26 protein-coding genes are annotated in these 25,790 nt (G+C 62.6%); 13 read left to right on the top strand and 13 right to left on the bottom strand.

The annotated features are described in order from the left end of the window. Nucleotides 1-218: 218 nt before the first annotated feature. Genes CVS28_RS10950 through CVS28_RS10960 form a run of 3 tightly spaced genes read right to left on the bottom strand, consistent with a single transcriptional unit; the run spans nt 219 to nt 3,261 of the window. Nucleotides 219-1,349 (bottom strand): Mrp/NBP35 family ATP-binding protein, encoded by a 1,131-nt coding sequence (locus tag CVS28_RS10950; protein ID WP_103481535.1) that lies wholly within the window; start codon nt 1,347-1,349, stop codon nt 219-221. 12 nt (nt 1,350-1,361) lie between these two features. Further along, a complete protein-coding gene (locus CVS28_RS10955) occupies nt 1,362-1,940 on the bottom strand; it encodes a DUF1003 domain-containing protein (RefSeq protein ID WP_103466987.1) in 579 nt (192 codons plus the stop codon). A gap of 37 nt (nt 1,941-1,977) precedes the next feature. Next, nucleotides 1,978-3,261 (bottom strand): magnesium transporter MgtE N-terminal domain-containing protein, encoded by a 1,284-nt coding sequence (locus CVS28_RS10960; protein WP_103466918.1) that lies wholly within the window; start codon nt 3,259-3,261, stop codon nt 1,978-1,980. A 168-nt stretch (nt 3,262-3,429) separates the two neighbouring features. Here CVS28_RS10960 and CVS28_RS10965 point away from each other — a divergent pair, with 168 nt between their 5' ends. The 3 genes from CVS28_RS10965 (at nt 3,430) to CVS28_RS10975 (ending at nt 5,134) form a co-directional block, all read left to right on the top strand. Next, nucleotides 3,430-4,263 (top strand): YflT domain-containing protein, encoded by an 834-nt coding sequence (locus tag CVS28_RS10965; RefSeq protein ID WP_103466919.1) that lies wholly within the window; start codon nt 3,430-3,432, stop codon nt 4,261-4,263. Between the two features lie 134 nt (nt 4,264-4,397). Further along, on the top strand, nt 4,398-4,853 hold the full coding sequence (locus CVS28_RS10970) for a hypothetical protein (RefSeq protein WP_103481536.1): 456 nt from the start codon (nt 4,398-4,400) through the stop codon (nt 4,851-4,853). Beyond that, nucleotides 4,850-5,134, top strand: a complete 285-nt coding sequence (locus CVS28_RS10975; RefSeq protein WP_103466921.1) for a transcriptional regulator — start codon at nt 4,850-4,852, stop codon at nt 5,132-5,134. Before CVS28_RS10970 ends, CVS28_RS10975 begins: the two co-directional genes overlap by 4 nt. A 113-nt stretch (nt 5,135-5,247) precedes the next feature. On the opposite strand, the gene CVS28_RS10980 is transcribed toward CVS28_RS10975, so the two are convergent. Then, nucleotides 5,248-6,822 (bottom strand): aminopeptidase P family protein, encoded by a 1,575-nt coding sequence (locus CVS28_RS10980; RefSeq protein ID WP_243399838.1) that lies wholly within the window; start codon nt 6,820-6,822, stop codon nt 5,248-5,250. Nucleotides 6,823-6,955: 133 nt separating this feature from the next. On the opposite strand from CVS28_RS10980, the gene CVS28_RS10985 reads away from it, so the two are divergent. The 3 genes from CVS28_RS10985 (at nt 6,956) to CVS28_RS20145 (ending at nt 9,671) form a co-directional block, all read left to right on the top strand. Further along, nucleotides 6,956-7,804, top strand: coding sequence for a PHP domain-containing protein (locus CVS28_RS10985; RefSeq protein ID WP_103466922.1), 849 nt, complete (start codon nt 6,956-6,958; stop codon nt 7,802-7,804). A 265-nt stretch (nt 7,805-8,069) separates the two neighbouring features. Then, nucleotides 8,070-9,530 (top strand): sodium:solute symporter family transporter, encoded by a 1,461-nt coding sequence (locus tag CVS28_RS10990; RefSeq protein ID WP_103481537.1) that lies wholly within the window; start codon nt 8,070-8,072, stop codon nt 9,528-9,530. Nucleotides 9,531-9,539: 9 nt separating this feature from the next. After that, a complete protein-coding gene (locus CVS28_RS20145; protein ID WP_243399839.1) occupies nt 9,540-9,671 on the top strand; it encodes a putative transporter small subunit in 132 nt (43 codons plus the stop codon). Between the two features lie 94 nt (nt 9,672-9,765). Here the strand turns inward: CVS28_RS20145 and CVS28_RS10995 are convergent, their stop codons facing one another. Beyond that, a complete protein-coding gene (locus CVS28_RS10995; RefSeq protein ID WP_103481538.1) occupies nt 9,766-11,487 on the bottom strand; it encodes a DEAD/DEAH box helicase in 1,722 nt (573 codons plus the stop codon). A gap of 261 nt (nt 11,488-11,748) precedes the next feature. Continuing rightward, nucleotides 11,749-13,221 (bottom strand): RNB domain-containing ribonuclease, encoded by a 1,473-nt coding sequence (locus tag CVS28_RS11000; protein ID WP_103466989.1) that lies wholly within the window; start codon nt 13,219-13,221, stop codon nt 11,749-11,751. A 65-nt stretch (nt 13,222-13,286) separates the two neighbouring features. Between CVS28_RS11000 and CVS28_RS11005 the strand changes: the two genes are divergently transcribed. After that, complete coding sequence (locus CVS28_RS11005; protein ID WP_103466925.1) at nt 13,287-13,991, top strand: ferritin-like fold-containing protein; 705 nt, start codon at nt 13,287-13,289, stop codon at nt 13,989-13,991. A 6-nt stretch (nt 13,992-13,997) separates the two neighbouring features. Here CVS28_RS11005 and CVS28_RS11010 read toward each other — a convergent pair whose 3' ends face one another. From CVS28_RS11010 to CVS28_RS11035, 6 genes are all read right to left on the bottom strand, one after another. Continuing rightward, a complete protein-coding gene (locus tag CVS28_RS11010; RefSeq protein ID WP_103466926.1) occupies nt 13,998-14,504 on the bottom strand; it encodes an AAA family ATPase in 507 nt (168 codons plus the stop codon). Nucleotides 14,505-14,616: 112 nt separating this feature from the next. Beyond that, entirely contained in the window at nt 14,617-15,000 is a 384-nt protein-coding gene (locus CVS28_RS11015) for a RidA family protein (RefSeq protein WP_103481539.1), read from the bottom strand. 104 nt (nt 15,001-15,104) lie between these two features. After that, the gene (locus CVS28_RS11020) at nt 15,105-15,869 is read right to left on the bottom strand and encodes an amino acid ABC transporter ATP-binding protein (RefSeq protein WP_103466928.1); all 765 of its coding nucleotides are present in this window, start codon (nt 15,867-15,869) and stop codon (nt 15,105-15,107) included. Then, nucleotides 15,866-16,798: an amino acid ABC transporter permease gene (locus CVS28_RS11025; protein ID WP_103481540.1), complete on the bottom strand. Its 933-nt coding sequence runs from the start codon at nt 16,796-16,798 to the stop codon at nt 15,866-15,868. Before CVS28_RS11025 ends, CVS28_RS11020 begins: the two co-directional genes overlap by 4 nt. A 12-nt stretch (nt 16,799-16,810) precedes the next feature. After that, nucleotides 16,811-17,734, bottom strand: coding sequence for a transporter substrate-binding domain-containing protein (locus tag CVS28_RS11030; RefSeq protein ID WP_103481541.1), 924 nt, complete (start codon nt 17,732-17,734; stop codon nt 16,811-16,813). Next, entirely contained in the window at nt 17,734-19,032 is a 1,299-nt protein-coding gene (locus CVS28_RS11035) for an alpha-hydroxy acid oxidase (RefSeq protein ID WP_207797196.1), read from the bottom strand. The genes CVS28_RS11030 and CVS28_RS11035 overlap by 1 nt, the downstream gene beginning before the upstream one ends. 142 nt (nt 19,033-19,174) lie before the next feature. On the opposite strand from CVS28_RS11035, the gene CVS28_RS11040 reads away from it, so the two are divergent. Both CVS28_RS11040 and CVS28_RS11045 read left to right on the top strand, forming a co-directional pair. Continuing rightward, on the top strand, nt 19,175-20,809 hold the full coding sequence (locus CVS28_RS11040) for a PucR family transcriptional regulator (protein WP_243399840.1): 1,635 nt from the start codon (nt 19,175-19,177) through the stop codon (nt 20,807-20,809). A 171-nt stretch (nt 20,810-20,980) separates the two neighbouring features. Next, the gene (locus CVS28_RS11045; RefSeq protein WP_103481543.1) at nt 20,981-22,387 is read left to right on the top strand and encodes an MFS transporter; all 1,407 of its coding nucleotides are present in this window, start codon (nt 20,981-20,983) and stop codon (nt 22,385-22,387) included. On the opposite strand, the gene CVS28_RS11050 is transcribed toward CVS28_RS11045, so the two are convergent. Next, entirely contained in the window at nt 22,347-23,615 is a 1,269-nt protein-coding gene (locus tag CVS28_RS11050) for an MFS transporter (protein WP_243399841.1), read from the bottom strand. The genes CVS28_RS11045 and CVS28_RS11050 overlap by 41 nt on opposite strands. 105 nt (nt 23,616-23,720) lie before the next feature. Here CVS28_RS11050 and CVS28_RS11055 point away from each other — a divergent pair, with 105 nt between their 5' ends. The 4 genes from CVS28_RS11055 (at nt 23,721) to CVS28_RS11065 (ending at nt 25,679) form a co-directional block, all read left to right on the top strand. Beyond that, the gene (locus CVS28_RS11055; protein WP_103466933.1) at nt 23,721-24,668 is read left to right on the top strand and encodes a LysR family transcriptional regulator; all 948 of its coding nucleotides are present in this window, start codon (nt 23,721-23,723) and stop codon (nt 24,666-24,668) included. 82 nt (nt 24,669-24,750) lie between these two features. Then, nucleotides 24,751-25,152, top strand: a complete 402-nt coding sequence (locus CVS28_RS11060; protein ID WP_103481544.1) for a LexA family protein — start codon at nt 24,751-24,753, stop codon at nt 25,150-25,152. A gap of 109 nt (nt 25,153-25,261) precedes the next feature. Beyond that, nucleotides 25,262-25,549, top strand: coding sequence for a hypothetical protein (locus tag CVS28_RS19705; protein WP_165788133.1), 288 nt, complete (start codon nt 25,262-25,264; stop codon nt 25,547-25,549). After that, entirely contained in the window at nt 25,533-25,679 is a 147-nt protein-coding gene (locus tag CVS28_RS11065; protein ID WP_243399842.1) for an NUDIX domain-containing protein, read from the top strand. Before CVS28_RS19705 ends, CVS28_RS11065 begins: the two co-directional genes overlap by 17 nt. Nucleotides 25,680-25,790 lie beyond the last annotated feature (111 nt).

The raw sequence follows: 25,790 nt of genomic DNA on the forward strand, positions 1-25,790 counted from the left end.
CAATCCCTCACGATTCACCCGCCGACCCATGGCACCCCAGATCGACGCCTACGTCGCCATCAACGACCCCAAACAACGAACTCAACAAAACGTCAATCTCTCTCAAACAGGTTGACAGATACCGCTTACGGGGCACTTTTCCCAAACGCTCGCTCACTTGGTGAGCGAGCGTTTGCGCTTAACGCCCCGCAAATGAGCGAGCGTTTGCGTTGCCGGGGCTAGGAACGCGGGGTGACGCCCAGGTTCATCCCGGCCAAGCCCCGGGGACGCACGGACAGCCCGTGGGCAATGCCCAGCAAAACCTGCGCTGCCGGAGATTCGGGATCGGCCAGCACAATGGGCATTCCCGCATCGCCGCCCTCGCGCAGCGCCACATCCAAGGGGATCTGGCCCAACAACTCCACGCTGGTGTTCACGCTCTGGCTCAGGCGCTTGGCGAGGATCTCCCCGCCGCCGGAACCAAACAATTCCATGGTGCTGCCGTCGGGCAGCGTCAAAAATGACATGTTCTCAATAACCCCGGCGACTTTCTGGCCTGTCTGCACGGCGATGGCTCCGGCCCGCTCGGCCACATCCGCCGCGGCCGCCTGGGGTGTTGTCACCACGAGGATCTCCGCCTTGGGCAGCAGCTGGGCCACCGAAATGGCCACATCTCCTGTACCCGGTGGCAGATCCAGCAGCAAAACATCCAGGTCGCCAAAGTAAACGTCGCCCAGGAACTGCTCCAGGGCCCGGTGCAGCATGGGCCCGCGCCAGGCAACGGGCTGATTTCCGGCCACAAACATACCAATGGAAATGACCTTCACGCCATAGGCAACGGGCGGCAGAATCATCTCATCCACGCGCGTGGGACTCTGGGTGATGCCCATCAAGCCGGGCACGGAGAAGCCGTAAATGTCAGCATCAACGATGCCCACGCGCAGCCCTTTGGCCGCAAGAGCACACGCCAAGTTCACCGTGACCGAGGATTTGCCCACCCCGCCCTTGCCGCTGGCCACCGCATAAATGCGCGTCAGCGACGTTTCGGAGTTGAAGGGAATGCCGCGCTCGGGATTGCTGCCCTTGAGCTTTTCCTTGAGTTCGGCACGCTGTTCTGCCGTCATGACAGTCAGCTCCACGGACACGTGTGTGACGCCGTCGAGGGTCTTCAACGCCTCCGTGGCGTCATGGGTGATGGTTTCGCGCAGTGGACAACCAGCCACCGTGAGCCGGACGACGGCGCGCACCTGGCCGCCGTCGAACGCCTCCACCGACTCGACCATGCCCAGCTCCGTGATGGGGCGGCGCAGCTCCGGGTCGATGACCGTGGCGAGCGCGGCTAGAAGGTCAGGGTGGGACGGGGTGTTCATGCTGGGGTGGCCTTAGGAGTTGGTGGTGGGCTTGGGGGCGGCTGTTTTGGCGGTTTTCGCAGCCTTGGGTGTCTTGACGGTTTTGATGGCGTTGGTGGCAGGATTGCGCTGGCTGTTGCGGGAATCCTTGACGTCATCGTCCTCATCCTGGAGGGCAATGAGTTCCTCCAGAAGGCTGCGCAGCTCGGAGCGGACAAAGTCGCGGGTGGCCACTTCACGCAGGGAAATGCGCAGGGCCGCAACTTCCCGGGTCAGGTACTCGGTGTCGGCAAGGTTGCGCTCGTTGCGGGAACGGTCCTGCTCAATCTGGACCCGGTCCCTGTCATCCTGCCGGTTCTGCGCCAACAGGATCAGGGGTGCGGCGTAGGACGCCTGGGTGGAGAAGAACAGGTTGAGCAAGATGAACGGGTACGGGTCCCACTGCAGCCCGAACAAGCCAATCACATTGAGCGCAATCCAGCAGATGACAAAAACGGTCATGTACAGCAGAAAGTTGGCCGTGCCCATGTAGCGGGCAAAACGCTCGGCGAAACGGCCAAAGAAGTCCGGATCGCTGGTCAGATTGGGCAGAAGCCGGGATTTGAGCTCCATGGGGGTGTCGAGGCCGCCACCCTTGGCATGATGCCGTTCAGCCAATGCGGCCTCCTAATTTCCGGGCGGGAACGCCGTCGTCGTGGTTGCGCCAGTCTTCCGGCAGGAGGTGGTCAAGAAGGTCATCCACCGTCACAGCACCCACCAGGCGGCCCTCCTTGCTGACCACCGGGAGTGAGTTCAAGTTGTAGGAGGCCATGATGTGGCTGACCACACTGATGTCATCCTGGTCGGAGACCGGCTCCAAATTCTTGTCAACGATGGTGCCCAGCTGCTCCGGTGGTGCACTGCGGAGCAGTTGCTGGATGTGAACAACACCCAGGAAGCGGCCCGTGGGGGTCTCCAACGGAGGCCGGCAAATAAAGATCGCCGAGGCCAACGCGGGGGACAAGTCTTCGCTGCGGACATGGGCCAGTGCCTCCGCCACCGTGGCTTCCGGGGGCAGGATCACGGGCACCGGGGTCATGAGAGCGCCCGCTGTGCCTTCGGCGTACTGGAGCAGGCGGCGCACGTCCTTGGCCTCCTCAGGTTCCATCAGGAGCAGCAGCTCTTCGGCTTTAGCCTGGGGGAGATCTGCCAGGAGGTCGGCGGCGTCGTCGGGATCCATTTCCTCCAGCACGTCGGCGGCGCGCTCATTGTCCAAGGCGGAGAGCAGAGTGACCTGGTCGTCCTCGGGGAGCTCTGACATGATGTCGGCCAAGCGCTCATCCTGGAGCTCGCTGGCCACCTCCACGCGACGTTTGTCGCTCATCTCCTGAAGGGCGTCGGCAAAGTCGGAGGGCTTGAGGTCCTCATGGGTGGCCACAAAGAAGGTGGCGCTTTGCGGTTCGGCGACGTCGTCCGTGTGGGCCTCGGACCAGTCGATCAGCATGGTGTGCCCGCGGCGAAGCCCACGCAGCCGTGACGTGGAGGAGCCCCTGCGCACAAAGAGCTTGGTCACGAGCCAGTCACCATTGCGTTGCTTGTCCATGGCGATGTCTTCAATGACGGCGAACCCGGATCCATCGGTCAGCGTCACTTTGCGGTCAAATATCCCACCCACCACCAGCTGTTCAGCGCCGCGTTGTTCAAAACGGCGCAGATTGACCAGTCCCGTGCAGATGATTTGTGACTGGTCCATGGACGTTAGGCGGGTCATGGGGACAAAGACGCGCTTCTTGCCCGGCACTTCCACGACGATGCCCACCGCGTGCGGGGCTGTCGTTTGGCTGCCGCCCAGAACCACCACATCACGCAACTTTCCGAGTCTGTCCCCGAGAGGGTCAAAGACGTCCAAGCCCAGGAGTCGGGCGACAAAGATGCGCGTAGGTTGAGTGCTCACAGATACAGGCTACTTCCCCTGCCCAGTATTGACCCAAACTTTGGCGCCGTTGCCCATTGGCTGCGCCGCTGTTTTGGGGCGCTGGAATGCGGCTCTGCCATGAGTTCATCATTTCACTGCCAGCGATACTCCAGCCAACGTGCAGGAACATGGTGAACAATGGGGAGTATGGCAAACCTCTTTGGACGCACCACACCCTTGGACGAGGCCCGTATTGTCCCTACGGGAGAAACAATCGGTTCTTACACTTCCTACTTGGATGCGCAAAAGGCGGTTGATTACCTGGCAGATGAGAAGTTCCCGGTCCGGCACGTGTCCATTGTGGGCAACGACCTGAAAATGGTTGAACGTGTCACTGGCAAGCTCAGCTACCCCCGCGTTGCCCTCTCAGGCGCCATGACTGGTGCCTGGTTCGGCTTGTTCATTGGGGTCATGCTCTCCTTCTTCGATTCCAGCAGCAACGCCGGCGCTCCCTACATCAACGTGTTTACAGCAGTGTTGATGGGTGCCGCATTCTGGATGTTGTTTGCGATCATTGGATACGCAGCCCAGCGCGGCAAGCGCGACTTCACCTCCACCAACCAGGTGCTGGCCTCCAGTTACGACGTTATTGTCACCTCGGATGTCGCCCAGGATGCGCGCCGCCTCCTGGCCCAGCTGCCCATGAACTCCAACGCCCCGCGTCCGGTCCAAGGACAGGGCTTCCAGGATAAGGGGCAGGGGTACCGCCCGCCGGTGCAGCCGCCCAGCTCTGCCGGACCCGCACCCACGCGCCCCGAGGGCTGGCATGACCCCTATGGTGCATCTGCTTCCCCAGACGATGCAGCGCAGGGCGAAGAAAGCCACGACCGCCCCGGTCAGGCACCCTTGGACGGGCCCCGCCGCGGAGAGTTCCCCGATCTTCCCGATGGCCGCCCGCAGTACGGGATCCGTGTGAACACCCCGGCTCCCGCGCCGGCGGAACCAAACACGCCGACTGCCCCGGAGAACCCGGAAAAGTAGTTCACGGGACAGAAATGCCGCCGTTCCCGCAAATTGCCGCCGATACACCTGCGGCAATTTGCGGGAACGGCGGCATTTTCCGTCTGGCGGGGCGGTGTTGACTTTCCGGTGTGGAAAATGATTGACTTTCCACTATGGAAAACCAATCGACATACGATGCCCGGAATGCTTTGGCCGCCATTGACGATGCACGCTCACATGCTGCCGACCGGCTGGTGACTCCGTGGTGGTACCACCCGGTGCTAGGCCTGCTTGCCGCCGTATTTGTCGTTGCCTACACGATCGGCGGCCCCGTGGCCATGATCAGTGTGGCCGTCGTGTATTTCCTTGGTCTTGGCGTCCTCATGGGGGCCTACAAGGAGAAGACTGGTGTGTGGATCAACGGTCTCAAGGCGGGAAAGGCCAGCTGGTGGACGGTTCCCCTGGTGCTGATCATGATTCTGTGCGCGGGCGGGGCATACTATTTTCATGCTGAGAAGGGGATTGATTGGCCCGCATGGGTGGCCGGGGCAATCGTCTTTGTTGCCGTCAATTTTTTCGGCCGGCGATTCGATGCGGCACTGCGTGCGCAACTGCGGAGCAGGCCGTGACGCCAGGGCTGAACGAGGTCATCCACGCGCCGAACAGGCTGCGCATCTGCGCCTTTCTCAGCACGCTTGACCAGGCAGAATTTGCCACGCTGAGGGACATGTTGGGCGTGGCCGATTCCGTGGCCAGCAAGCAGCTCAAGGTTCTGGAAGACGCGGGCTACGTGAAGTTGAGCAAGCCGACAGGGAAGGGCCGCGTCAAAACGTGGGCTTCCCTCACCCCCGATGGAAAACGAGCCTATGAGGAACACGTGGCGGCGCTCAAGGCGCTGATCGCCGGCTGAGCCAAGTGCCGTCGTCGTCCACTTAAACAACTAGCCCGCAGAAAACGACGAAAAACACCTCCAAAAAGTGTATTCTCGTCGTTTTCTGCGGGCTAGTTGCAGTACGCGGAGGGTTAGCCGGAGAGGCGGGCCATCCAGGCTTCGACGTCATCGGGTGTGCGCGGGAGTGCTGCACTCAAGTTGACGGGGCCGTTGGCGGTGATCAGGATGTCGTCCTCGATGCGCACGCCGTTGCCGCGGTACTCGGCCGGGATGGCCAGGTCCTCGTCCTTGAAATACAGGCCCGGCTCAATGGTGAAGACCATGCCCTCGGTGATGACGCCATCCAGGTAGAGTTCGGCGCGTGCCTGGGCGCAGTCGTGCACATCCAGGCCCAGGTGGTGGCTGGTGCCGTGCGGCATCCACCGGCGGTGCTGCTGGCCCTCGGCGGACAGCGCAACTTCGGCGGTGACCGGCAATAGGCCCCACGCTGCGAGGCGGTCCGCCAAAACCTCCATGGCGGCGTTGTGGACATCGCGGAACTTGCGACCCGGGACGGCGACGGCGAAGGCGGCGTCGGCTGCATCCAACACGGCCTGGTAGATCTTGCGCTGCATCTCGGAGTACTTCCCGTTGACCGGCAGCGTACGGGTGATGTCGGCCGTGTACAGGGATTCGGCCTCGACGCCGGCATCCACCAGGATCATCTGGCCCTCGTTGACCGTTCCGGTGTTCCGGTTCCAGTGCAGCACTGTGGCGTTGTTTCCGCCGGCAGCGATGGTGTCGTAACCGAGCTCGTTGCCGTCTTCACGGGCACGGGCAAAGAAGGCGCCTTCAACAACGCGTTCGCCGCGCTTGTGGGCAACCGCGCGCGGCAGGGCCTTCACAATGTCCTCGAAGCCGGCAATGGTGGCAGCCACGGCCACCTTCATCTGCTCAATCTCCCAGGCATCCTTGACCAGGCGCAGCTCGGAGGCGGCTTCGGCGAGCTTGGCATCCAGATCATCCAGGGCGCCGAAGTCCATGTTGTCGGGATCCTTGGCCGTGTTGTAACGGGCCGTGTCCACCAGTGCGTCAATGTTCTCATCAACCTTGCGCATCAGGCGGATGGACGTGCCGCCAACAGCAGGCTCGCCCACATTTTTGGTGATGGCCACTTCAAGGTCGGAAATATCCGCCGTGGGCAGGCCCAACTGCGCTTGGAACTGTGCCAGGGAGGGGCGGGTGCCAATCCAGAATTCGCCGCTGCGGGAGTCTGCGTAGAACTCCTTGGTGTCCCGGCCGGCCATGGGACGGAAGTACAACGTGGCGCGGTGGTGTCCGCCGTCGTCTCCCTTGCCCTCGGCAACGGGATCCAGCACCAGGACGGCGTCGGGCTCGTGGTCAACGCCCAAGCCGGTCAAGTGTGCGAAGGCGGAGTGCGGGCGGAAGCGGTAGTCGCAGTCGTTGGAGCGGACTTTTAGCGGGCCGGCGGGGAGCACCAGGCGCTCGGTCTTGAACTGCTCGGAGATGGCACGACGGCGGCGCGCGGCATGGTCTGCCACGTCAGCACGGGCGGGGGTCTCCGTGGAGACGGGCGCCCAGCTGGAGGCCATGAAGGCGCGGAAAGCTTCTGAATTGGGGCGGTGCGAACGGTTGTTCACACGCTCCTCAAGCGGCTGATCGCTGGAAGGGTCGGGGTGCACGGAGGATTGCTCAGTCTGGTTCACCCCTCAAGTCTCTCACTGGCCGCGCGGGGGGACAAAGAAATGTGGGCAAAATCCGCTCGTGACAGAACCGGCATGCCATGGCCCAGCACCGTAGCAGCGCACAGCAGGGCCGCAACGGACGTACGCTTGGATCGTGAAGATCGACTTGCACGCCCATTCAAATGTTTCCGATGGCACCCAGAGCCCGGCGGATCTCATGGCTGCCGCTGCGCAGGCCGGTCTTGACGTCATGGCCCTGACAGACCACGACTCCACCGACGGCTGGGCCCCGGCGCTGGACGCGGCCCGGCACCATGGTGTGGGCTTGATTCCGGGCATGGAAGTTTCCTGCAAAACTAGCCGGGGTGTGAGCGTGCACCTGCTCAGCTATCTCCACGACCCGAACCATCCGGGACTGCTGGAGGAAATCACCAAGGCCAAGGACGCCCGCCTGACCCGTGCCGAGCGCATGGTGGAACGCTTGGCGGAGGACTACCCGCTGAACTGGGATGATGTGAGCGCCCATGTGGCCCCCGGGGCCACCATTGGCCGCCCACACATTGCCGACGCCCTGGTGGCCGCCGGCATCGTGGCGGACAGGAATGAGGCGTTTGCCAGCATCCTCACCTCCCATTCGCGGTACTTTGTCACCCACTACGCCCCGGACCCGGTCCTGGCCGTGGAACTGGTCCGTGCCGCCGGCGGCGTGCCCGTGTTTGCCCACCCCGTGGCCAGTGCCCGCGGCCGTGTGGTGGCGCCGGAAATATTCCATGACATGATCGACGCCGGACTCCTGGGTTTGGAGGTGGAGCACCGGGACAACCCGCCCGAGGGGCGGGCCTGGCTGCGAAAACTGGCGCAGCAAACGGGGCTCTTCATGACAGGCTCCTCCGACTATCACGGCGCCGGGAAACCGAATCTGCTCGGCGAAAACCTCACTGGCCAGGAAGCGCTGGAGCGCATGCTTGCCGCCGGAACAGGTTCACAACCCTTCCTGCCGTAGCGGCCAATGGATGCGCCATTGTGACCCTTCGGGGGCAGCGGCAACCATGGAGGATCACGACTACCCTGTTACAGTGACATCAGATGACTGGTTCGAAAAGGCAACTAAAGCTGCCTGCGAACCGTTGTATTCCCGTTGCCGGCTGAACGTCAGCCGTTGATTTTCCGGTAGTGACTGTTCGCCTGGTACGCGAATCACTTTGGGCCGCCTGCGCAGAATTGTCTGCTTGCCTTGGCGGCTGGTCCCGGGCGGGTAAGTGCGCTTGATGGCTCCCTCACCGGACTGCTTCATCCACTATGGCCTGTGGGGCGCGTTGATGATCTTGTTCATCTACCCGTTTGGCAAGCGAATCCGTGCCGTTGCACCCAAGGCACACACCCTGGCCGAGGTCATCTACGCCCGGCACGGCAAATCCAGCCAGCTGATGCTCGCCGGTTCCAACATTGTTGGATCAATGGTCAGCATCACCTCCAACTTCATCGCCGGAGGGGCGCTGATTGCGCTGCTGTCCCCGTTCAGCTTTACCCAGGGCATCCTGTTCATCGGCGGCGGCATCCTGCTGTACTCGCTGTGGTCAGGATTCAGGGCATCGGTGCTGACGGACGCTGCGCAGGTGTTTGCCATGCTCGGTGCCGTGGTGATCATCATTCCGGTGGTGTTCTTTGCCGCCGGCGGATCTGACATGTTCGTTTCGGGCGCTGCCAGGCTGACCCCGCAGCAGTCCAACTTCTTTTCCTCAGAGGCGTTCATGAACCAGGGGGCGCCGTACATTGCTGCGGTCCTGGCCTACGCCATCGGCAACCAGACCATTGCTCAGCGGCTCTTCGCCGTGCGTGAAGACTTGATCAAGAAGACCTTCGTGACAGCCACTGTTGGCTACGGAGCCACCATCATCGGCATCGGCATGATGGGTGTCATGGCCCTGTACGCGGGCGTTGTCCCGCTGGATGGGGACACCAACAACCTGATCCCGCAGATGGCCGCGACCTACCTGAGCCCCGTTCTGTTGGGGATCTTCCTCATCATGATCGTGGGCGCATTGTCCTCCACGGCTGACTCTGATCTCTCCGCCATGTCCTCGATCATGATGGCAGATGTGTACGGCCAGAACATTGCCAAGGAGGGGAAAGCGAACCCCAAGACAATGCTGTTCATTGGCCGCATCACCATGATTGTTGCCACCGGTGCCGGCTTGTACTTTGCCAGCGGGCAGCTGAACATCCTTGACCTGCTGGTCTTTGTCGGGGCCCTGTGGGGTGCCTTGGTGTTCCCTGTCATCGCCAGCTTCTACTGGCAAAAGATCACCAACAAGGCCTTCACCATCTCGGTGATTGTTGCCCTGGCCTGCTTCATCCCCGTGCGGTTCGAAAGGATTTCCATGGGCGGACTCACCGGACTCGTGGTGGATCTGCTCTCCATTGTGGGAATTGGTGTTGTCCTGGGTTTGATGGCGTTTGGCTTCTTTGGCCTGAAGACGGCCAAGATCGTTGCGGCTGTCGCCATGCTCGCGGTTGCGCCGTTCGCCATCGGCGTCCTGCACGACTACGCCGTGCTCTCCGGGTCGCTCGTTGCCTACGCAGTCAGCACCCTGGTCTGCTACTTCATGTGCTTCCGCAACCAGGCGACCTTCGACTTCGCCTCCATCAAGGACCGCATCGGCGACTTCGACAACCGGGAGGAAGCCAACCACAGCACCCCCGGAACCCTTCTCGAGAAGAAAGCATAGGAAATATCCATGACAGCATTTTTTCTCACCCTGTATGTGCTGATCTGGCCGGTGATAGTTGCCGGCGTGCTCTACGTGCTGGGCAAGGCATTCATCCAGGAGATCCGCGACGCCAGGCGTGAAGGCCGGCCGTTGATCTAGCCGCACCAACGAAACTGACCCGCAGAAAACGCCGAAAATCACGGTAAAACCGTGAATTTTGGGCGTTTTCTGCGGGTCAGTTGTAAAAGTGGGGTTACTCGCCGGACTCCGGCTTGGCCACTACTTCACCGTTGCGTCGACGTGTGCGGGTGCGCGGACGCGTGGCACCCTCAACGGGGGCAGCGCCGTCGGCCGAAGAGGCGGAGGCAGCAGCTGAGGAGGAGGGACGACGGCGGCTGCGGCCTGACTCGCGCTTCTCGCCTGCGCTGTTGGAAGCCGTGCTGGTGGAAGCCGCACCGTTGGAGTCACGGGCTGAGTCGCGGCCAGCGCCACGGCCGGAGTCGCGCTTCTCACCATGGCGGGCACCTGAGTGGTTTCCGCCGCGGTTGCCACCATGGCTACCGCCTCGAGCAGTGTCAGCCTTGGGGGAGTTGCGCTTGCCCGTCTCGCCAAGGTCTTCCAAAACCTCGGCATCAATGCCGGCGTGCGTGCGCATGTTGCGCGGCAGGCGGCCCTTGGTGCCAACGGGGATGTCAAGATCGCTGTACAGATGAGGGGAGGAGGAGTAGGTCTCGATCGGCTCGGGAACGCTCAGACCCAGTGCCTTGTTGATGAGAGCCCAGCGGGGCATGTCATCCCAGTCAACGAAGGTCACGGCGGTGCCCTTGTTGCCGGCGCGGCCCGTACGGCCAACACGGTGCAGGTAAATCTTCTCGTCCTCAACGCACTGGTAGTTGACCACGTGTGTCACATCATCAACGTCGATGCCGCGAGCGGCAACGTCAGTGGCAACCAGAACATCAACCTTGTTGTTGCGGAAGGCGCGCAGTGCCTGCTCGCGGGCGCCCTGGCCCAAGTCGCCGTGGATGGCCGCTGCGGCGAAGCCGCGGTCAACCAATTCCTCGGCAACCTTGGCAGCGGTGCGCTTGGTCTTGGTGAAGATGATGCTGCGGCCGCGATCCTTGGCCTGCAGGATCCGGGCCAGGACCTCAATCTTGTCCATGCTGTGGGCACGGTAGATGAGCTGGCGAATGTCGCGCTTGGTCAGACCCTCATCATCAGGATCAGCGGCACGGATGTGCGTGGGCTGGGTCATGTAGCGGCGGGCCATGGCAACAACCGGGCCGGGCATGGTGGCTGAGAACAACAGTGTTTGACGAACCGGGGGAGTGCCGGCAATCAGGGTCTCAACGTCGGGCAGGAAGCCCAGATCCAGCATTTCATCGGCCTCATCGAGGATCACCATGCGAACGTGCTTGACGTTCAGGTGAAGCTGCTTGAGCAGGTCGATCAAACGGCCGGGGGTTCCAACAATCAGTTCAACACCCTTTTGCAGGGCTTCAACCTGGGGCTCGTACGCACGGCCGCCATAAATGGTGGCGATGCGGATGCCACGGTGTTTGGAGGCAACGGCAAGGTCGCCGGCAACCTGGACAGCCAGTTCACGGGTGGGCACAATAACCATTGCCTGGGGTGCGCCCGGGGCCGCGAGCTTCTCAAAGCCCTCATCCTTGGGGGCAACAATGCGGTTCAGGGCGGGGATGCCGAAACCGAGCGTTTTGCCCGTTCCGGTCTTGGCCTGGCCAATGATGTCGTGACCTGTCAACGCGATGGGCAGCGTCATGGCCTGGATGGGGAAGGGGTGGAGGATGCCAGCTTCGGTCAACGAAGAAACGATCTCGTGGTGCACGCCAAAGCTGGCGAACGTTTCCTTTTCTTCCTTGTGCGGGGGCTCATGGGTGACCAAGGATCCGTCAATTTCGACGATTTCGTTGCTGTCTTCTGCCTGCAAGAGGGAGTCTGCTTCAATGCTCAAATGCTTACCGTTCAATTCGTCTATACAAGGTGCCGCCTACAGGGCTCAACGCGGGCGCGGAAGGCCTCACGGAACCGCAGAACAGCGGCACAATCTTAGGGAAGCCGATCGCGGGCTAACAAAAACTTAGCCCTCCCGCCGTCGTAAATGACGGGTGCGGGAGGAGCTGAAAAGACGCGCGTAGGGGCGGGTTTGCTGAATCAAAAACTATCAATCAACGACCGGGCATCCATGTCTACCCCTTTAGTCTAGCGGCACACCCTAAATTTGCGAGGATTGCACAAACTTCACACTTCGTTTGGCAATGTCCACGGAAGTCAGCGTCACCCGCACCACAGTTCCGGCCTCCAGATCACCATCGCAGTACCCCGTCACGGCCGGCACAGAAATCTGGATGAAACTGCGCGCAGCGGAGGCCTTGGAATTGTGGCCGTTCCGCTTTGGCCCTGCCAGTACGACGGCGTCAAACTCGCCTCCCACTTGGTGGCTGAGCAGGGCGGCCTCAATGGTGTCGATGGCTGCCTTGTCCACTTTGTTGGCCAGCTGGTTGGAGGCGCTCATGATCTCCGGTAGCAGGTCCAAGGCCTCAATGGCCCAGGTGGGGACCGGTTCCTTGGCACACAGGGCCGCGCAAATGGCAAGCACAAACCTGTCCACCAGGCGGCGCAAGGGTGCGGTGGTGTGGGCGTACGGTGCCGCCACTGCCGCCTGCATGACTTCTGCCGGGACGCTGCCATTAAAAGGGGTGTAGCTGGCGCCCCTGAACAGGGTGCTGGCAGCGTGCATCAACGCCAAATGTTTGGGGTCGGCGGTGTTCAAGGTGCGCAGATAGGCACCATACGCCATCTCCGGGTCCCAAGGATTGCCCAGCGCCTGAGTTTGCAGGCGGTAAGCCGCAATGGCCTCGGCATCGGGGGCGGGCATGGTGCGCAGGATGCCCACTTTCCCATCGATCATCACCTGGGCGGCTGCCATTCCTGTCAGCAGGGAAATCTGGGCGTTCCAGTCCTCAATGGGCAGGTTGGGGCGGAATTCCAGGACGTAGCGGCCGTCCACGAACTCCACCTCTTGTGCCGGCACATTGAGGCTGGCACCGCCGCGGGCGCGCTCCAAGTCGATGCGCTTGGTCCCAATCTCGGCCAACAGCGCCAAGGTTTCGGCAAAAGCGGCCGGTGAGTTCCCGGCGTCGTACATCTTTTGGGCTTCTTCATAACCCAGTTTGGCAATACTGCGGACGGTGGCCCGGCGGACCAGGGCCGAGGTCTGGGTGCCGTCCGCCGCCAAATGAATTTCCCAGACGTAAGCGGAGCGGGGATCGTTGGCAAACAAGCTCGCAGCACCCTCACTCAGGGAGGTGGGGTGGAGGGGAATGCGTTGGCCGGGCGTGTAGATGGTCTGGCCACGGCGGCGGGTCTCGGCATCCAGTGGACCGCCGGCGGGAACAAAGGAGGGGACATCGGCAATGGCGTAGTGCACCACGTAGCCGTCGCCTTCGCGCTCCAAGAACATGGCCTGATCCAGATCCTGGGACGTGGGCGGATCGATGGTGATGAAGGGCAGCGCCGTCAGATCAGGTGCGGGCAGCGAATGGCCGGCAATGACCGCATCCACCTCCGCCAGTACCTCCGGGGAAAACCCGTCGGGCAGCTTGAACTCGGTGCCCAGGGCAGCCAAGGCTTGGGCAAGGGACTGCTGCGCGGCGCTTTGACTGACGCCAATGTGAGAGTACGGCACGGTTTCAGCGTAAACGATTCGCGGCAGGGAACAAGTGTGGCGCGGCACGGACTACCCTAGAGCGTATGAGTATTCCAGCCTCCGACGCCGATGATTCCGTTTCCGCAGGCGAACTGAGCGCCCGCTACGACACCTTTGTTGTTGATTTGCTGGGCAGCATTGCCTATGGGGAACTGTCCGCGTTTGAGCGTTTGGCGATCGACGCGCGGCACTCGCCGTCGCTGGGCGACAGGGCCGTCCTGGGTAAAATGGCGGTGTCCGAGTTTGGCCACTATGAAGCCATCTGTGCCCGGCTCAACGCGATGGGCATGGACCCGGAACTGGCCATGGCGCCGTTTGTGCGCATGGTGGATTCCTTCCACGAGCGCACCCGCCCCGCTGACTGGCACGAATCTCTCATGAAGGCGTACGTGGTGGAGACCATCACGGAAGAGTTTTACGCTGCCATTGCCGAACACCTCGACGACGCCACCCGGGAAGCCATTGCCGGGGTACACACCAGCGATGAACAAATTGAGACGTTGACGTCCCTGCTGAAAACTATGCTGGCCGAGGATCCCCGGCTTTCCTCACGCCTGGCCTTGTGGGGTCGGCGGATGGTGGGGGAGGCCCTGACACAGGTGCAACGCATTGGTGCCAAGCACAGTTTCCTGGTGGGCCTGCGGCCCGATGCCACCCAGGAACAGGCTGCGGCGGAAGTTCAAACCATCCTGAGCGCCCTGACACGCAACCATTCCAAGCGCATGAGCAAGCTGGGGCTCACTGCCTAGCTTGTGCTAGAGGGAATCCGCGGGGGAGCGGACGTCCTGCAGGATTCGGGCAACGGTTTCTTCCAAGGTCTCCTCTGCCGTGATCCGCCGTTCGGTGATGCCGTGGAGCGGATCCCAGCCGTGATACCAGCCGCGCATGGAGTGTTCATCAAAGTCGGCCTGCTTTTGCGGGCGTGTGGTGTGCCTGTGCAGTGTCTCCTCGAGGGTGAGGTCGTAGGCGTAAAACAGGCTTGGTCCGAGATGTCCGGCACCCAGTGCCGCGAATGTCTCACTATAGATGCTTGCGTTAAACACCCCGTCGGCAATAACTGTGCGGCCGTGGCGGAGCGCCAGTGCCGCCGATTGCGCAATCAGCTCCACGGAGAGCGGCGAGTAGTTTCCGCGCTCACCCAGGATCGTTCGGCGGAAATAATCCTGCTCGATCCAAACTCCACCCAGATCCTTTTGCAGCGCACGGGCAACCGTGCTCTTTCCGGAGCCGGAGCTGCCACGCAACACTATAAGAACGGCCATGTCCCCATCCAAGCACTCTTGCTCCCTTTACTTGGCAGGGAACTTAAACAGCGGGGCCCGGAGGCGCAACGCGTGCGCCTCCGGGCCCCGCAATGTAGCTGTGATTTTGTGGCTAGGCCGGAATGACGGCCACCGCGTCAATCTCCACGAGGAAGTCACCCAGGAACGAGCCCACAGTGGTTCGTGCGGGGTAGGGGGCCTTGACGAATTCCTCGTAGACCGCGTTGAACCCGGCAAAGTCCCGGGCTGGCTCCTGCAGGTGGACGGTGGCCTTGACCACGTGGGAGAAATCCAGGCCGTGGGCGGCCAGCACTGCGGCTAGGTTCTCCATGGCCGCCCGGGTCTGCTCACCGATGGTCTCGCCCACAGTGTCCTCGGTGACCCGGTGGTGCGGGGTCGCACCGGCGGTGAAGAGGAAACCGTTGGCGGCAATGGCCTGGGAATACGGGCCGGCCGGGACAGGTGCCAAGGTGGTGCTGATGTGGGTGCGGAGCATGGTGCTTTTCCTTTTCTTCTGGCTGCCTGATAGCGGCCAAGGGGATTGTTGCAAAGAGGTGTTTGGGTCTTAGTCGGCAGTGGATTGTCTTAGCCGACAGTGGATTAGAGGACCTTGGAGAGGAACGCCTTGGTGCGCTCGTGTTTGGGTGCCACAAGCACTTCCGACGGCGGGCCGCTTTCCACCACCACGCCCATGTCCATGAAAACCACCTGGTCGGCGACCTGCTTGGCGAAGGCGAGCTCATGGGTGACCACCACCATGGTCATGCCCTCTGCGGCCAGGTCCTTCATGACCTCGAGCACTTCGCCAACGTTCTCGGGGTCAAGGGCGGAGGTTGGCTCGTCGAACAGCATGAGCTTGGGCTTCATGGCCAGGGCCCGGGCAATGGCAATGCGCTGCTGCTGCCCGCCGGAGAGGTCCTGCGGGTAGGAGTGCCCGCGGTCGCCCAAGCCAACCCGGTCCAACAGGACTTGGGCTTCGGCAATGACTTCCTTCTTGGGCCGGCCCAGCACGTGGACGGGGGCCTCAATCACGTTTTCCATGACTGTCATGTGCGGGAAGAGGTTGAAGCGCTGGAACACCATTCCTGCGGTGAGGCGGGACTTGGCAGTCTGGCTTTCCTTCTTTTCGTACAGGCGTCCGTTGCGTTCGGTGTAGCCCACAAGCTGCTGGTCCACGTACAGGCGTCCGGCGTCGATCTTCTCCAGGTGGTTGATGCAGCGCAGGAACGTTGTCTTGCCGGAACCGGACGGGCCGATCAGGCAGGTCACCGTGCCCTGTTCGATCGTCAGGTCAATGCCCTTGAGAATTTCAATGGCCGCGAAGTTCTTGCGCACCCCTTGGGCTTCCACCATTGTTGTGCTCATGATGCTTTCCTTCTCTTGGGCCGGCGAACCAGGCGGGTTGCAGTGTCAAAGCCGCGACCGTAACGCCGCTCAAGCTTGTTTTGGAAGAAGCTCAGGACAGTGGTCATGAGCAGGTACCAGATGCTGGCCACAATGAGCAGTGGGATGGTCTGATAGTTGAACGAGTAGATGATCTGGGCCGAGTACAGCAGGTCGGAGATCGCCAGCACGCTGACAAGGGAAGTCCCCTTGAGCATGGAGATGACCTGATTGCCCGTGGGCGGCAGCACCACACGCATGGCCTGCGGCAGGATGACACGCATCATCAACTTGCTGCGGTTCATGCCCAGCGCCCGGGCGGCATCGTGCTGGCCCTTGTCCACGGAGCTGATGCCGCTGCGGATGATCTCCGCCATGTAGGCGGCTTCATTCAAGGCCAATCCGAGCAGGGCTGCACCCAGCGGGGAGATGAGTACGTTGGCTGAGCCGATCACTAGGGAGGGTCCGCCGAAGGGCAGTCCCAGCGCAATTACCGGGTATAGGGCCGCAATGTTGTACCAAAAGATCAACTGGACCAGCAGCGGCGTGCCGCGGAAGAACCAAATGTAGGCCCGGCTGACGGTGTGCAGAATCGGATTGGTGGACAGGCGCATGATTGCCAGGACCGTCCCCAAGGCGATGCCGACAGTCATCGAAACAACCGTGAGGACCAGTGTCAGCCCGGCACCTGTCAGGATTTCCGGGGAGAACAGGTACTCGGCCACAACGTCCCAGTGGTAGCGCTCGTTAGTGGCCACGTCCAAGGCTGCGCTCGCAGCGATGAGAATCAGGACCAGTGCCAAGGCGTTGCGGACAGGATGGCGCAGGGGCACCACCGGGACAGAATCACCCGTTGCTGCGGGGGGAACTTGTTGGGACGTGGCTGGTGTTGCTGATTGTTGGTGCTGCATGGTGTTCACCTCCTATTGGGCGAAGTTGACGCGGGGATCGGTGATGGCGCTGCTTTCCAGGCCGTACTTTTTCAAAACCTGTTTGTACGAATCGCTTTTGAGGACCTCCGCCATGGCCGCGGACACGGACGTGAGAAGGCCGGATTCGATGGGCAGCCCCACCCCGACAGGGGTGAAGTCATACTGGGAGGAAATTTCAATGTCCGGATTGGCCTTGGCAGCGAAATTCAGGATGGGCGAGTCGGCCAGCACGGCGTCCAGGCGGCCGCTGGTCAGCCCGGAGATGGCCTGGCGGGTGTCCTGGAATTCGCTGGTCTGGATCGGCGCCTTGCCCTCCGCCTGGCATTTCTCGTCGGCGGCCGGCACATTTGCTGTGAGCTGGTAGGAGCCGATCAACAGGCCCACCTTCTTCCCACACAGGGCTGCCTCCTCCGTGATGCCTTGAGGATTGCCCGTGCCCACGGCAATGGAGTTGCCCATCTGCAGATAATCCACAAAGTCCAGAACCTTCATCCGATTTTCGGTGGGTGTCATGGAGGACACCGTCATGTTGTACCGGCCGCCGGCCATGCCCGGAATGATGGAGTCAAAGTTGGCGACCTTGATGTCAACCTTCACCCCCAGGGCCTGGCCAATCAGCCGGGCGACATCCGGATTGGTCCCCGTCATCTCCCTGGTGCCCTCGCGGTAAAACTGGGTGGGCGGTTCGTTCGTGGGGATGGCCACAGTTAGTACCTTGGAAGCCTTGATGGCGTCCGGCAGTTGCGCCGCTGCAGCCTGGTTGAAGGCCATGGCGGGGATCCCGGCGCCGAGCTCGGCAACGCCGTCGGACGCCGTCGAACTTGCACACGCCGCCAGTGAGAACATCAGCGCTGCCGAGACGGCGACGGCGGCAGCAGCGCGGACACGCCTGCGGGCGGCGGACGGGGCACTCATCAGGGAGTTCCCAACTCTGCCAGCGACCGCTGCGAATCAAGGTCTGATGCGGCAGCGACGCGGACAAATGTTTCGCTGTGGTGGCGGATAAGCTCGCGGCCGCCTTCCTTCAGTTCGGCGATGGTGGTGACACCCAGCAGGGCCATGGTGCGGCACATTTCAGCCTTGAAGAGTTTGAGCACGTGGCTCACGCCAGCTTCACCGGCAGCGGCGAGGCCGTACAGGTAGGGGCGGCCAATGGCGCAGGCATCGGCGCCCAGGGCCAGTGCCTTGATGACGTCGGAGCCGCGGCGGATGCCACCGTCCACAATGATTTCCATGCGACCGGCCGTGGCCTCACCCATCTCCGGGAGTACATCCATGGGGGAGACCATGTGGTCCAGCTGGCGGCCGCCATGGTTGCTGACCTGGATGGCGTCGAATCCCATGCTGGCCGCAATGGCGGCATCCTTCGGGTTCACGCAGCCCTTCAGGATGAGGGGGCCGTTCCAGCGGGTGCGGATGTCTTCAAGATCGCTCCAGTCGGTGGGCTCGTAGGAGCCGGCCAGCAGGGTGCGCCACATGTCAGGAGTGCTGGAGAGGGGTCCCTGCGGGATCTCGGCGTCGAGGTTGGGGAAGGCGATGGCGTCGCTGGCCAGGAAGCCCAGTGCCCAGCGGGGGCGCAACGCACCCTCGAACACCGTCTTGGGCTTGATGGACGGCGGAGCCGTGAAGCCATTGTGGTAGTCGCGTTCACGGTGCCCTACGTCGCGGCAGTCGATGTTGACAATGAGGGCCTCGTAGCCGGCATTGGAAACACGGTCCAGAACAGCCTGCAGCATGACTTTGTCGTTGGTGGGTTCAAGGTTGAACCAGCGACGCAGGCCGGGGGTTGCCTCGGCCACGTGTTCCATGGGCGTGGTGCTCAGATGGGCCAGTCCGTAGGGGACGCCCGCGGCCAGTGCGGCACGGGCTGCGGCGATCTCGCCCTGCGGGTGAAACAGCCGGGTGCCGCCGGTGGGGGAGAGCATCAGGGGCATGGCCGACGGGCCGCCGAGGATGGTGGTGGCCAGGCTCAGGTTTTCCACCGAGCCCCACTTGGGCATGAAGGACCAGTCGTTGAAGGAGGCGATGTTCCGACGCATGGATGCCTCATCTTCGCCGCCGCCTTCAATGTAGTCAAAGATGCTCTTGGGCAGGGCCTTCGCTGCCATTTTCTGCATGTCGCCAATGCTGTAGCAGCGGCGGTCCAAGCGTTCGGCCGTGGATCGTGCCGGGCCCTGAATCGATGCCAGTGCCCTGATGTCCTTGAATTTCATGTGGTGACCTCTAACTCCTGGTGGGAAAAACTATTTACTCCCTCTGCATCAATGGTGACGTGGATCTCATCGGAACTACATGTGAGTTCTTACAAAAATCCTCTAATCGACTTGTGATAACGTCCAGGTCATGGTGCGTGGAATGAAAGACTCCGTGGATGGCCGCGGACAGGGAGATGCTGTACGCCTTGCCGATTGCATTGCGCTGATGCAGGCGGACCTGGTGCACGCAGGTCCTGACGCGCACAAACTCATGCACCGCGTTTCCGACATACTGATGTTTGACCCCATGGACGAATGGGTTCCGGTGGGGGACCGCATCATTTTGGCTGTTGGGCTCAGGTGCGAATCCGCTGATTTTGACCAACTGTTGGAACGGGCATCGGCCGGGAATGCTGCGGCAGTCATCGTCAAGGCGTACGGGGCGCCCATGGAACGGCTGCGTGCGGCGGCCGGCCGCCACGGCGTGGCACTGCTGGTTGCCCCCGATTCCATTGACTGGACACGGCTGGTCACGCTTGCCCGAGCATCAGTGGTTGGTGCGGCGGCAGACTTTGTCTCCGGCATCCGCCTGGGCGACCTGTACGCGTTCGCCAACGCCGCGGCATCCATCACCAACGGGGCTGTGAGCATAGTGGATCCGCTGGGCCGGGTGCTGGGCTATTCCACGCTGCCCGGCCAGCCCATTGACGAGCTCCGCCGCGTCACAACACTGTCGCTGGAGGAAATTCAGGCGCCGGCCTTCGACACTGATTTCAAGGCCGTCTATGACTCGCCCGTGGCGGTGCACATCCCGGCCACGCAGGAGGAAATGGCTAGGCTGGCGCTCGCCGTCAGGGCTGGGGGTGAGCTCCTTGGCTCCATCTGGATCATCGATCCCGGTGAAGAACGGCGCGAAGCGGCGCTTTCGGCATTGGACAAGATGGCGCCCCTGGCCGGCCTGCACCTGCTGCATGCGCGCTCCGCCTTCGATGTTGGCGAGCGCAGGAACGGTGACCTGATCCGCACGCTCATGGGCGACCCCGACCATGCTTCCTTTGCTGCTGCCCAGCTGGGCCTGGACGCGGCGAAAGGTTTGGCGGTGGCGGCCTTTTCCATTGTCCGCCCGCAAACCGGGAGCCTGGAGGCAATCCAAGAGATCCAGAAGCTGCTGTATCTGGTCACCACGGTGTGCAATGTTCAGTTCAAAAGCAGCCACAGTGCGCTGATTGATTCGGTGGTCTATGCGCTCCTGCCATGCGAGGGCAACGACCCCAGGGCTGCGCATCGGCGGGTGGTTGCGGAAATCGGGTCATACGCCCAAACAATCAGCCGGTTCCCGCTCATTGCTGCTGTGGGTGAGGTTGCCTTGGCCGTGGAAGACCTGCCCCGTTCCAGGGGCGAAGCGCTGGAAACCCTCGAGTTCCTGCTCCGTGGACGGGCCGCGGCGGGCGAGGCCGGCGGATCCGCCGTGGCCCTGTACGAGGACTACAGGGTTCCCTTGAACCTGGTGAAGATTGGGGCGTTCATTGAGGAGCAAGGCATGGCACAGCAGGACGACATTGCCATGATCCAGGGCCGTGACGCCGAGCAGCAAAGTGAGTACCTGCAAACATTGCGCGCCTACTTCCAGTGCAACGGCAGCATTTCCGACATGGCCGCGCACCTCCATGTCCACAACAACACCGTCCGATACCGGCTGACGCGCCTGGAGAAGGATTTCGGCATTGACTTCGACGATCCGCAAAAACGCCTGTGGCTGTGGCTGCGCCTGGCCGCCATGGACCTCACTGCCTAGCGCCCGCTGGTCTCACGGGCCGCCCATTTCGCCACTGCTGACCGTGGCCGCGAGATGCTTGGCTGCAGGCGGCGTTCTGCGGCCAAGGTCAGCAGTCGATGCCAGCCACCGCCACCACAAGACGCTCCGCGAATTTCGGGGCCCTGCGGGAAGTACGCTTATCCGGTGGGAATGAGACTTGCAACACCGGCCGGCAGTAGTTCCTTTAGCCGCGCCCTTGCGCTTCTGGTTGCCGGAACCTATTTCATGGAAATCCTGGACGGCACCATCATCTCCACTGCTGCTCCAGCCATCGCCGCGGATCTGCACGTGCGGGCGGTGGACATTAACTTGGCCATGACGGCCTACCTGATCACGCTGGCGGTGGGCATCCCCATCAGTGGTTGGCTGGCCGAACGCTTTGGTGCACGGCGGGTGTTCACGGCCGCGATTGCCGTTTTTACCATCGCGTCGCTGTTGTGTGCGCTCAGCCCCAACCTTGCTTTTCTCTGCGTGGCCCGCATGCTGCAGGGCCTGGGCGGGGCCATGATGGTTCCCGTGGGCCGGCTGGTGGTCCTGCGTGATGCTGACAGGAAAGAGTTTCTGGAGGCCATCGCCTACCTGACCTGGCCGGCACTCATAGCCCCCGTGCTGGCCCCGGTGGTGGGTGGACTGTTGGTCAGCTATGCGAGTTGGCACTGGATCTTCCTCATCAATGTCCCCCTGGGTATTGTTGCGTTCATTGTCGCCACCCGCGTGGTCCCGGATATCCGCGCGCGGAAGGTGCCCCCGCCCGACTGGGTCGGGTTTGGGCTTTGCGGCGTTGCCTTGGCCGCCTTGGTGATTGGCATGGAACTTATCGGTTCGGCACCCACGCCGTGGGCCGCCGTCGTACTCTGCCTGTTGGCGTCCTTGGCTGGCGTGGCGGGGGCGCTGTGGTGGTTCAGGCGGGCCCTGCACCCGCTGCTGGATCTGCGCGCGTTGCGCATCCACACGTTCCGGGTGGGCAACGGCGGAGGGGCCCTGTACCGGATGGTCATCAACGCCGTGCCGTTCCTATTGCCGTTGATGTTCATGCTCGGATTTGGCTGGACTGCTTTTGAGGCGGGCCTGATGACCATGGCGGTGTTTGCCGGCAATGTGCTCATCAAGCCAGCCACCTCGCCGTTGATCCGGCGTTTTGGTTTCCGCAACGTGCTGCTGCTGAGCAACATTGGTGGCGCGTTGGTGTTGGTGGCCTGTGCCCTGATGAATCCGGAGACCCCGCTGGCCGTGATTGCCGTGGTGCTGTTCGCCAGTGGCGTGCTGCGTTCCATCGGGTTCAGCGCATACAACACCTTGCAGTTTGTGGACGTGCCTAAGGCTGGCATGGTGGACGCCAACACCCTATCCTCCACAATTGCCCAGATCGCCACCGGCCTGGGCATTGCCGTGGGGGCACTGTTACTGCGCGGTGCCCAGTCCCTGCTGGCCTCGGACCTGCCAGCCGTGGCCAGCTACCAGGTGACGTTCGCGGCGCTCGCGGTCATCATGCTGGTCCCGGTGGTGGAGGCCCTGTTCATGCACCGGGCCGCGGGTGATCTGGTGCGTGCGAGGTAGCTGCCGGAAGAAGTGCCACGGCAAGCCCGGCGGCCAGGGCGGCCAGGACCCCCAGCGCTCCGGCCATGACGCCCCAGCCAAACCGTTGGAACACCAGGCCTGCACTCCAGCCAATGAGGCTGGAACCAGCGTAGTAGCTGAGGTTGTACAGTGAGGCGGCCTGGGCCCGGCCCGACGTGGCCAACGAGCCCGTCCAGCCCGAGGCGATGCTGTGGGCGCCGAAGAATCCAGCGGTGAACAGTATCAGGCCCGCCAGAATCGCGGTCACCGGTGCGGCCAGCGTCATCGCCAGGCCAGCAACCATGGCGCCGGTGGATGCCAACAGTACGTTCCGCCTGCCCCAGCGGTTGGCTATACCCGCCACCAGCCGTGAGGTCACGGTGCCCGCCAGATAGGCCAGAAAAAGCAGTGCCACTGCTGACGCCGGAAAAAGGTATGGCGGCGCCTCCAGCCGGAAACCGAGAAAGTTGTAGACACTGACAAAGGCGCCCATCAACAGGAATGCCTGGGCGTACAACGCCAGCAGCTGGGCGTTGCGCAGCGGCGGAAGCAGTTTGCCAAGGACCGCCCCGAAGCCATCCGTGCGCGCCGGCACAAAACCCCGTGGGCGCGGGGCCAGCAGGAGGAAGCCCGCGGCCGCGGCGGCGGCGCAAAGGGACACGGCCAGGGTTCCCATGCGCCACCCCGCCATGTCCGCCACAGGCCCGGCAAGCAGCCGCCCGAATAGCCCGCCCAGCGTGGTGCCGGCCACGTAGGCGCCCGCAGCTGCGCTGGCGTGGCGTGGGCTGACCTCCTCCGTGAGGTAGGCGATGGCCAATGCCGGGATGCCGCCCAGCGCAGCCCCTTCCAGAGCCCGCAGGACCAGCAGACCCTCAAAGCTGGGCGCCAGGGGCACCAGTAGGCCCAAGATAGTTGCCAAGATGACGGCCAGTCCCATGATCCGCACCCGCCCCCAGCGGTCTGCTGCAAATGACCAGGGCAATACGGCGACGGCCAGCCCAACAGTGGCGACGGAAACCGTCAGTGAGGCCTGGGCGGCCGTCACCTGCAGATCGCGCGAGACCATTGGCAGTAACCCCTGAAGGGAGTAAAGCTGGGCAAATGTAGCTACCCCGGCGCAGGCCAGGGCGGCCAGCACCCTGCGGTACCCGGCACTGCCCTGCCGGTGGCCTGCCCATGGTGACGCGGCTTCTGGGCTTTGGCAATCCAAGCGGTTGGTGTCAATCACAAGATCAACCGTAGGACGAGGAAATCAATGCGTCTAATGCATGAATATGCCTTCAATAATCCAAATATGGATGACTCAGTGGCTGTATCCGTGGTTCCATGAATCATGGAAAAAGACGATCAGGACCTGGCCCGGCTGCTTCCGGTGCTGCCCATTCTGGTTGAACTGGGTAACAGCGGCCATGTGACAGCAACGGCAGAGGCCCTGGGAATTCCGCAGTCCACCGTGAGCCGGGCGCTTTCTCGTGCCGCTGCCGTGGTTGGCACTGCGCTGGTGCTGCCCAAGGGGCGGGGCGTGGAGCTGACCCCGGCGGCATTGGCGCTCATCCCTGCGGCCGCCGAGGCATTGGATCAGGTGCGCCTGGGCTTGGCGCTGGCCCGGCAGGAATCCGGAAAACAATTTGGCCGGATTCAAGTGGCTTTTCAACACACCTTTGGCGAGGCCACCCTCCCGCTGTTGATCAGGGCATTTGCCCGGGAGAATCCGGCTGTCACTTTTGACCTGCAGCAGGGGAGCCGCTCCTTTTGCCTGGATTTGCTGGCGGGCGGAACTGCTGATCTGGCGCTCGTGGCACCACCTCCGGCTCCGAGCAGCACCATCGGCGCCCAGGCGCTCTATTCGGAGCCACTGAAATTAGTGGTTCCCGCTGGCCACCGCCTTGACGGTTCCACCGGTATTCGGCTCGACGCGGTGCGAGATGAGCCGTTCGTCATGCTGGAACCGGGCTATGGCATGCGGTCCATTGTGGAGACGCTCTGCCGCAGCGCCGGTTTCCGTCCGCGCGTGGCCTTTCAGGGCCAGGACCTGCACACTGTCCGCGGGTTGGTGTCGGCCGGACTGGGTGTGGCGGTGGCGCCGGCCCAGCGCTCCGGCAGTCAGGCTCCGAGTCGGGGGGCCTTGGGCTGGTGTGAAGTGGACATCACGTGGCCTCAGGCGCGCCGGGACATCGGGCTGGTGTGGCGCAATCGCCCCGACGGCTCGCCGCAGGCGGCCCGGTTCAAGGACATGGTCCTGGCGCAGGGCAGCGACTTGCTCGCGGCCGCTCGGCTCTGAGCTGCCCAACTGCCATGCAGCCTGATGCGGTGGTACGCTTGAAGTTCGAATCTTTGTACTAGGCGGTGATGGCGTGTTTGGTATGGATCTGCCTTCCCCCAAGACGCCCAACACCGATCCGACGGGGTTCGCCTCGCCCGCCCGCGACTACTTCCACGGCGGCATCGACCTCAACAAGCACCTGATCAGGGACAGAACCTGCACGTTCATCATGCGCGTTTCCGGGGATTCCATGGCGGGCGCCGGCATCGCCGACGGTGACGAGATTATTGTGGACAGGTCCCTCACCCCGCGCGACGGCTCGGTGGTGGTTGCCGTGGTGGACGGCGAACTGCTGATCCGCCGGCTAGCCATGCATGACGGCGTGACCTCCTTGGCGACGCAACCCGCCGATGCGCAGTCCCCGGCTTCTGGCGCGCTCGCCGCTTTGGTGGGGAAGCTGACGGTCTGGGGTGTCGTCACCCGGTGCCTGCATCATGTCTAAACAGGCACAAGTGCGGCAGATGCAGGGTTACGCAGTGCTGCGGCCAGCCCCTGGAACAAAAAATGCCACACTGAATAACTCCAGTCATCGTCACCACAAGGGGCTCTAAATGAAGCCAAAGAAAAAACACGACGAAAACGCCGAACTGCCCGTCGCCGTTCGAGCCAGTGCCTCCTGGAAGCGGCGGGCCCAGTGGCCCAAGACCCGCTATCGGAGCATCCAGTACGATGCGCGATTCGCTGATGGGCGGGAGGAGCAGGGAGTGAAGATCGACGAGGTACTTCAAGGGTGGCGCTACCCCGCCGACGCGTGGTGCGTGCGTGGCGGCGCCGAGAAGGAGTGTCCGGAGGAAGGGGCCGGGCTATGGGTGGACTATCCCTATGGCAGGCCGCTTTAAGGCCGAAGAGTCGGTGGTCGAAGCGGCCTCTCGGGAGGCCCGCGAGGAACTTGGTGTTGTCCTTGCCGCAAAAGATCTGGTCGCGGTCACCACCATGCGCCGCTCCCAGCAGACTTCCCTGGCCATTTAGACGCCATGCACAAATAGTTTAGAGAATATAAAGCTGTCTAAAACGGTAATCGTGGACATGGAGCCCGGTCAGACACAGCATCGCCTGTATACAGAGAACTGGGAAACTTTA

The sequence above is a fragment of the Arthrobacter glacialis genome (assembly GCF_002909415.1).
GTDB lineage: Bacteria > Actinomycetota > Actinomycetes > Actinomycetales > Micrococcaceae > Specibacter > Specibacter glacialis.

Excerpts from the sequence above, each read along its gene's own strand:
- CVS28_RS10950 (WP_103481535.1), bottom strand. The coding sequence starts at position 1,349 with ATGAACACCCCGTCCCACCCTGACCTTCTAGCCGCGCTCGCCACGGTC.
- CVS28_RS10955 (WP_103466987.1), bottom strand. The coding sequence starts at position 1,940 with ATGGAGCTCAAATCCCGGCTTCTGCCCAATCTGACCAGCGATCCGGAC.
- CVS28_RS10965 (WP_103466919.1), top strand. The coding sequence starts at position 3,430 with ATGGCAAACCTCTTTGGACGCACCACACCCTTGGACGAGGCCCGTATT.
- CVS28_RS10970 (WP_103481536.1), top strand. The coding sequence starts at position 4,398 with ATGGAAAACCAATCGACATACGATGCCCGGAATGCTTTGGCCGCCATT.
- CVS28_RS10990 (WP_103481537.1), top strand. The coding sequence starts at position 8,070 with ATGGCTCCCTCACCGGACTGCTTCATCCACTATGGCCTGTGGGGCGCG.
- CVS28_RS20145 (WP_243399839.1), top strand. The coding sequence starts at position 9,540 with ATGACAGCATTTTTTCTCACCCTGTATGTGCTGATCTGGCCGGTGATA.
- CVS28_RS11005 (WP_103466925.1), top strand. The coding sequence starts at position 13,287 with ATGAGTATTCCAGCCTCCGACGCCGATGATTCCGTTTCCGCAGGCGAA.
- CVS28_RS11010 (WP_103466926.1), bottom strand. The coding sequence starts at position 14,504 with ATGGCCGTTCTTATAGTGTTGCGTGGCAGCTCCGGCTCCGGAAAGAGC.
- CVS28_RS11015 (WP_103481539.1), bottom strand. The coding sequence starts at position 15,000 with ATGCTCCGCACCCACATCAGCACCACCTTGGCACCTGTCCCGGCCGGC.
- CVS28_RS11020 (WP_103466928.1), bottom strand. The coding sequence starts at position 15,869 with ATGAGCACAACAATGGTGGAAGCCCAAGGGGTGCGCAAGAACTTCGCG.
- CVS28_RS11025 (WP_103481540.1), bottom strand. The coding sequence starts at position 16,798 with ATGCAGCACCAACAATCAGCAACACCAGCCACGTCCCAACAAGTTCCC.
- CVS28_RS11030 (WP_103481541.1), bottom strand. The coding sequence starts at position 17,734 with ATGAGTGCCCCGTCCGCCGCCCGCAGGCGTGTCCGCGCTGCTGCCGCC.
- CVS28_RS11035 (WP_207797196.1), bottom strand. The coding sequence starts at position 19,032 with ATGAAATTCAAGGACATCAGGGCACTGGCATCGATTCAGGGCCCGGCA.
- CVS28_RS11040 (WP_243399840.1), top strand. The coding sequence starts at position 19,175 with ATGAAAGACTCCGTGGATGGCCGCGGACAGGGAGATGCTGTACGCCTT.
- CVS28_RS11045 (WP_103481543.1), top strand. The coding sequence starts at position 20,981 with ATGAGACTTGCAACACCGGCCGGCAGTAGTTCCTTTAGCCGCGCCCTT.
- CVS28_RS11055 (WP_103466933.1), top strand. The coding sequence starts at position 23,721 with ATGGAAAAAGACGATCAGGACCTGGCCCGGCTGCTTCCGGTGCTGCCC.
- CVS28_RS11060 (WP_103481544.1), top strand. The coding sequence starts at position 24,751 with ATGGATCTGCCTTCCCCCAAGACGCCCAACACCGATCCGACGGGGTTC.
- CVS28_RS19705 (WP_165788133.1), top strand. The coding sequence starts at position 25,262 with ATGAAGCCAAAGAAAAAACACGACGAAAACGCCGAACTGCCCGTCGCC.
- CVS28_RS11065 (WP_243399842.1), top strand. The coding sequence starts at position 25,533 with ATGGCAGGCCGCTTTAAGGCCGAAGAGTCGGTGGTCGAAGCGGCCTCT.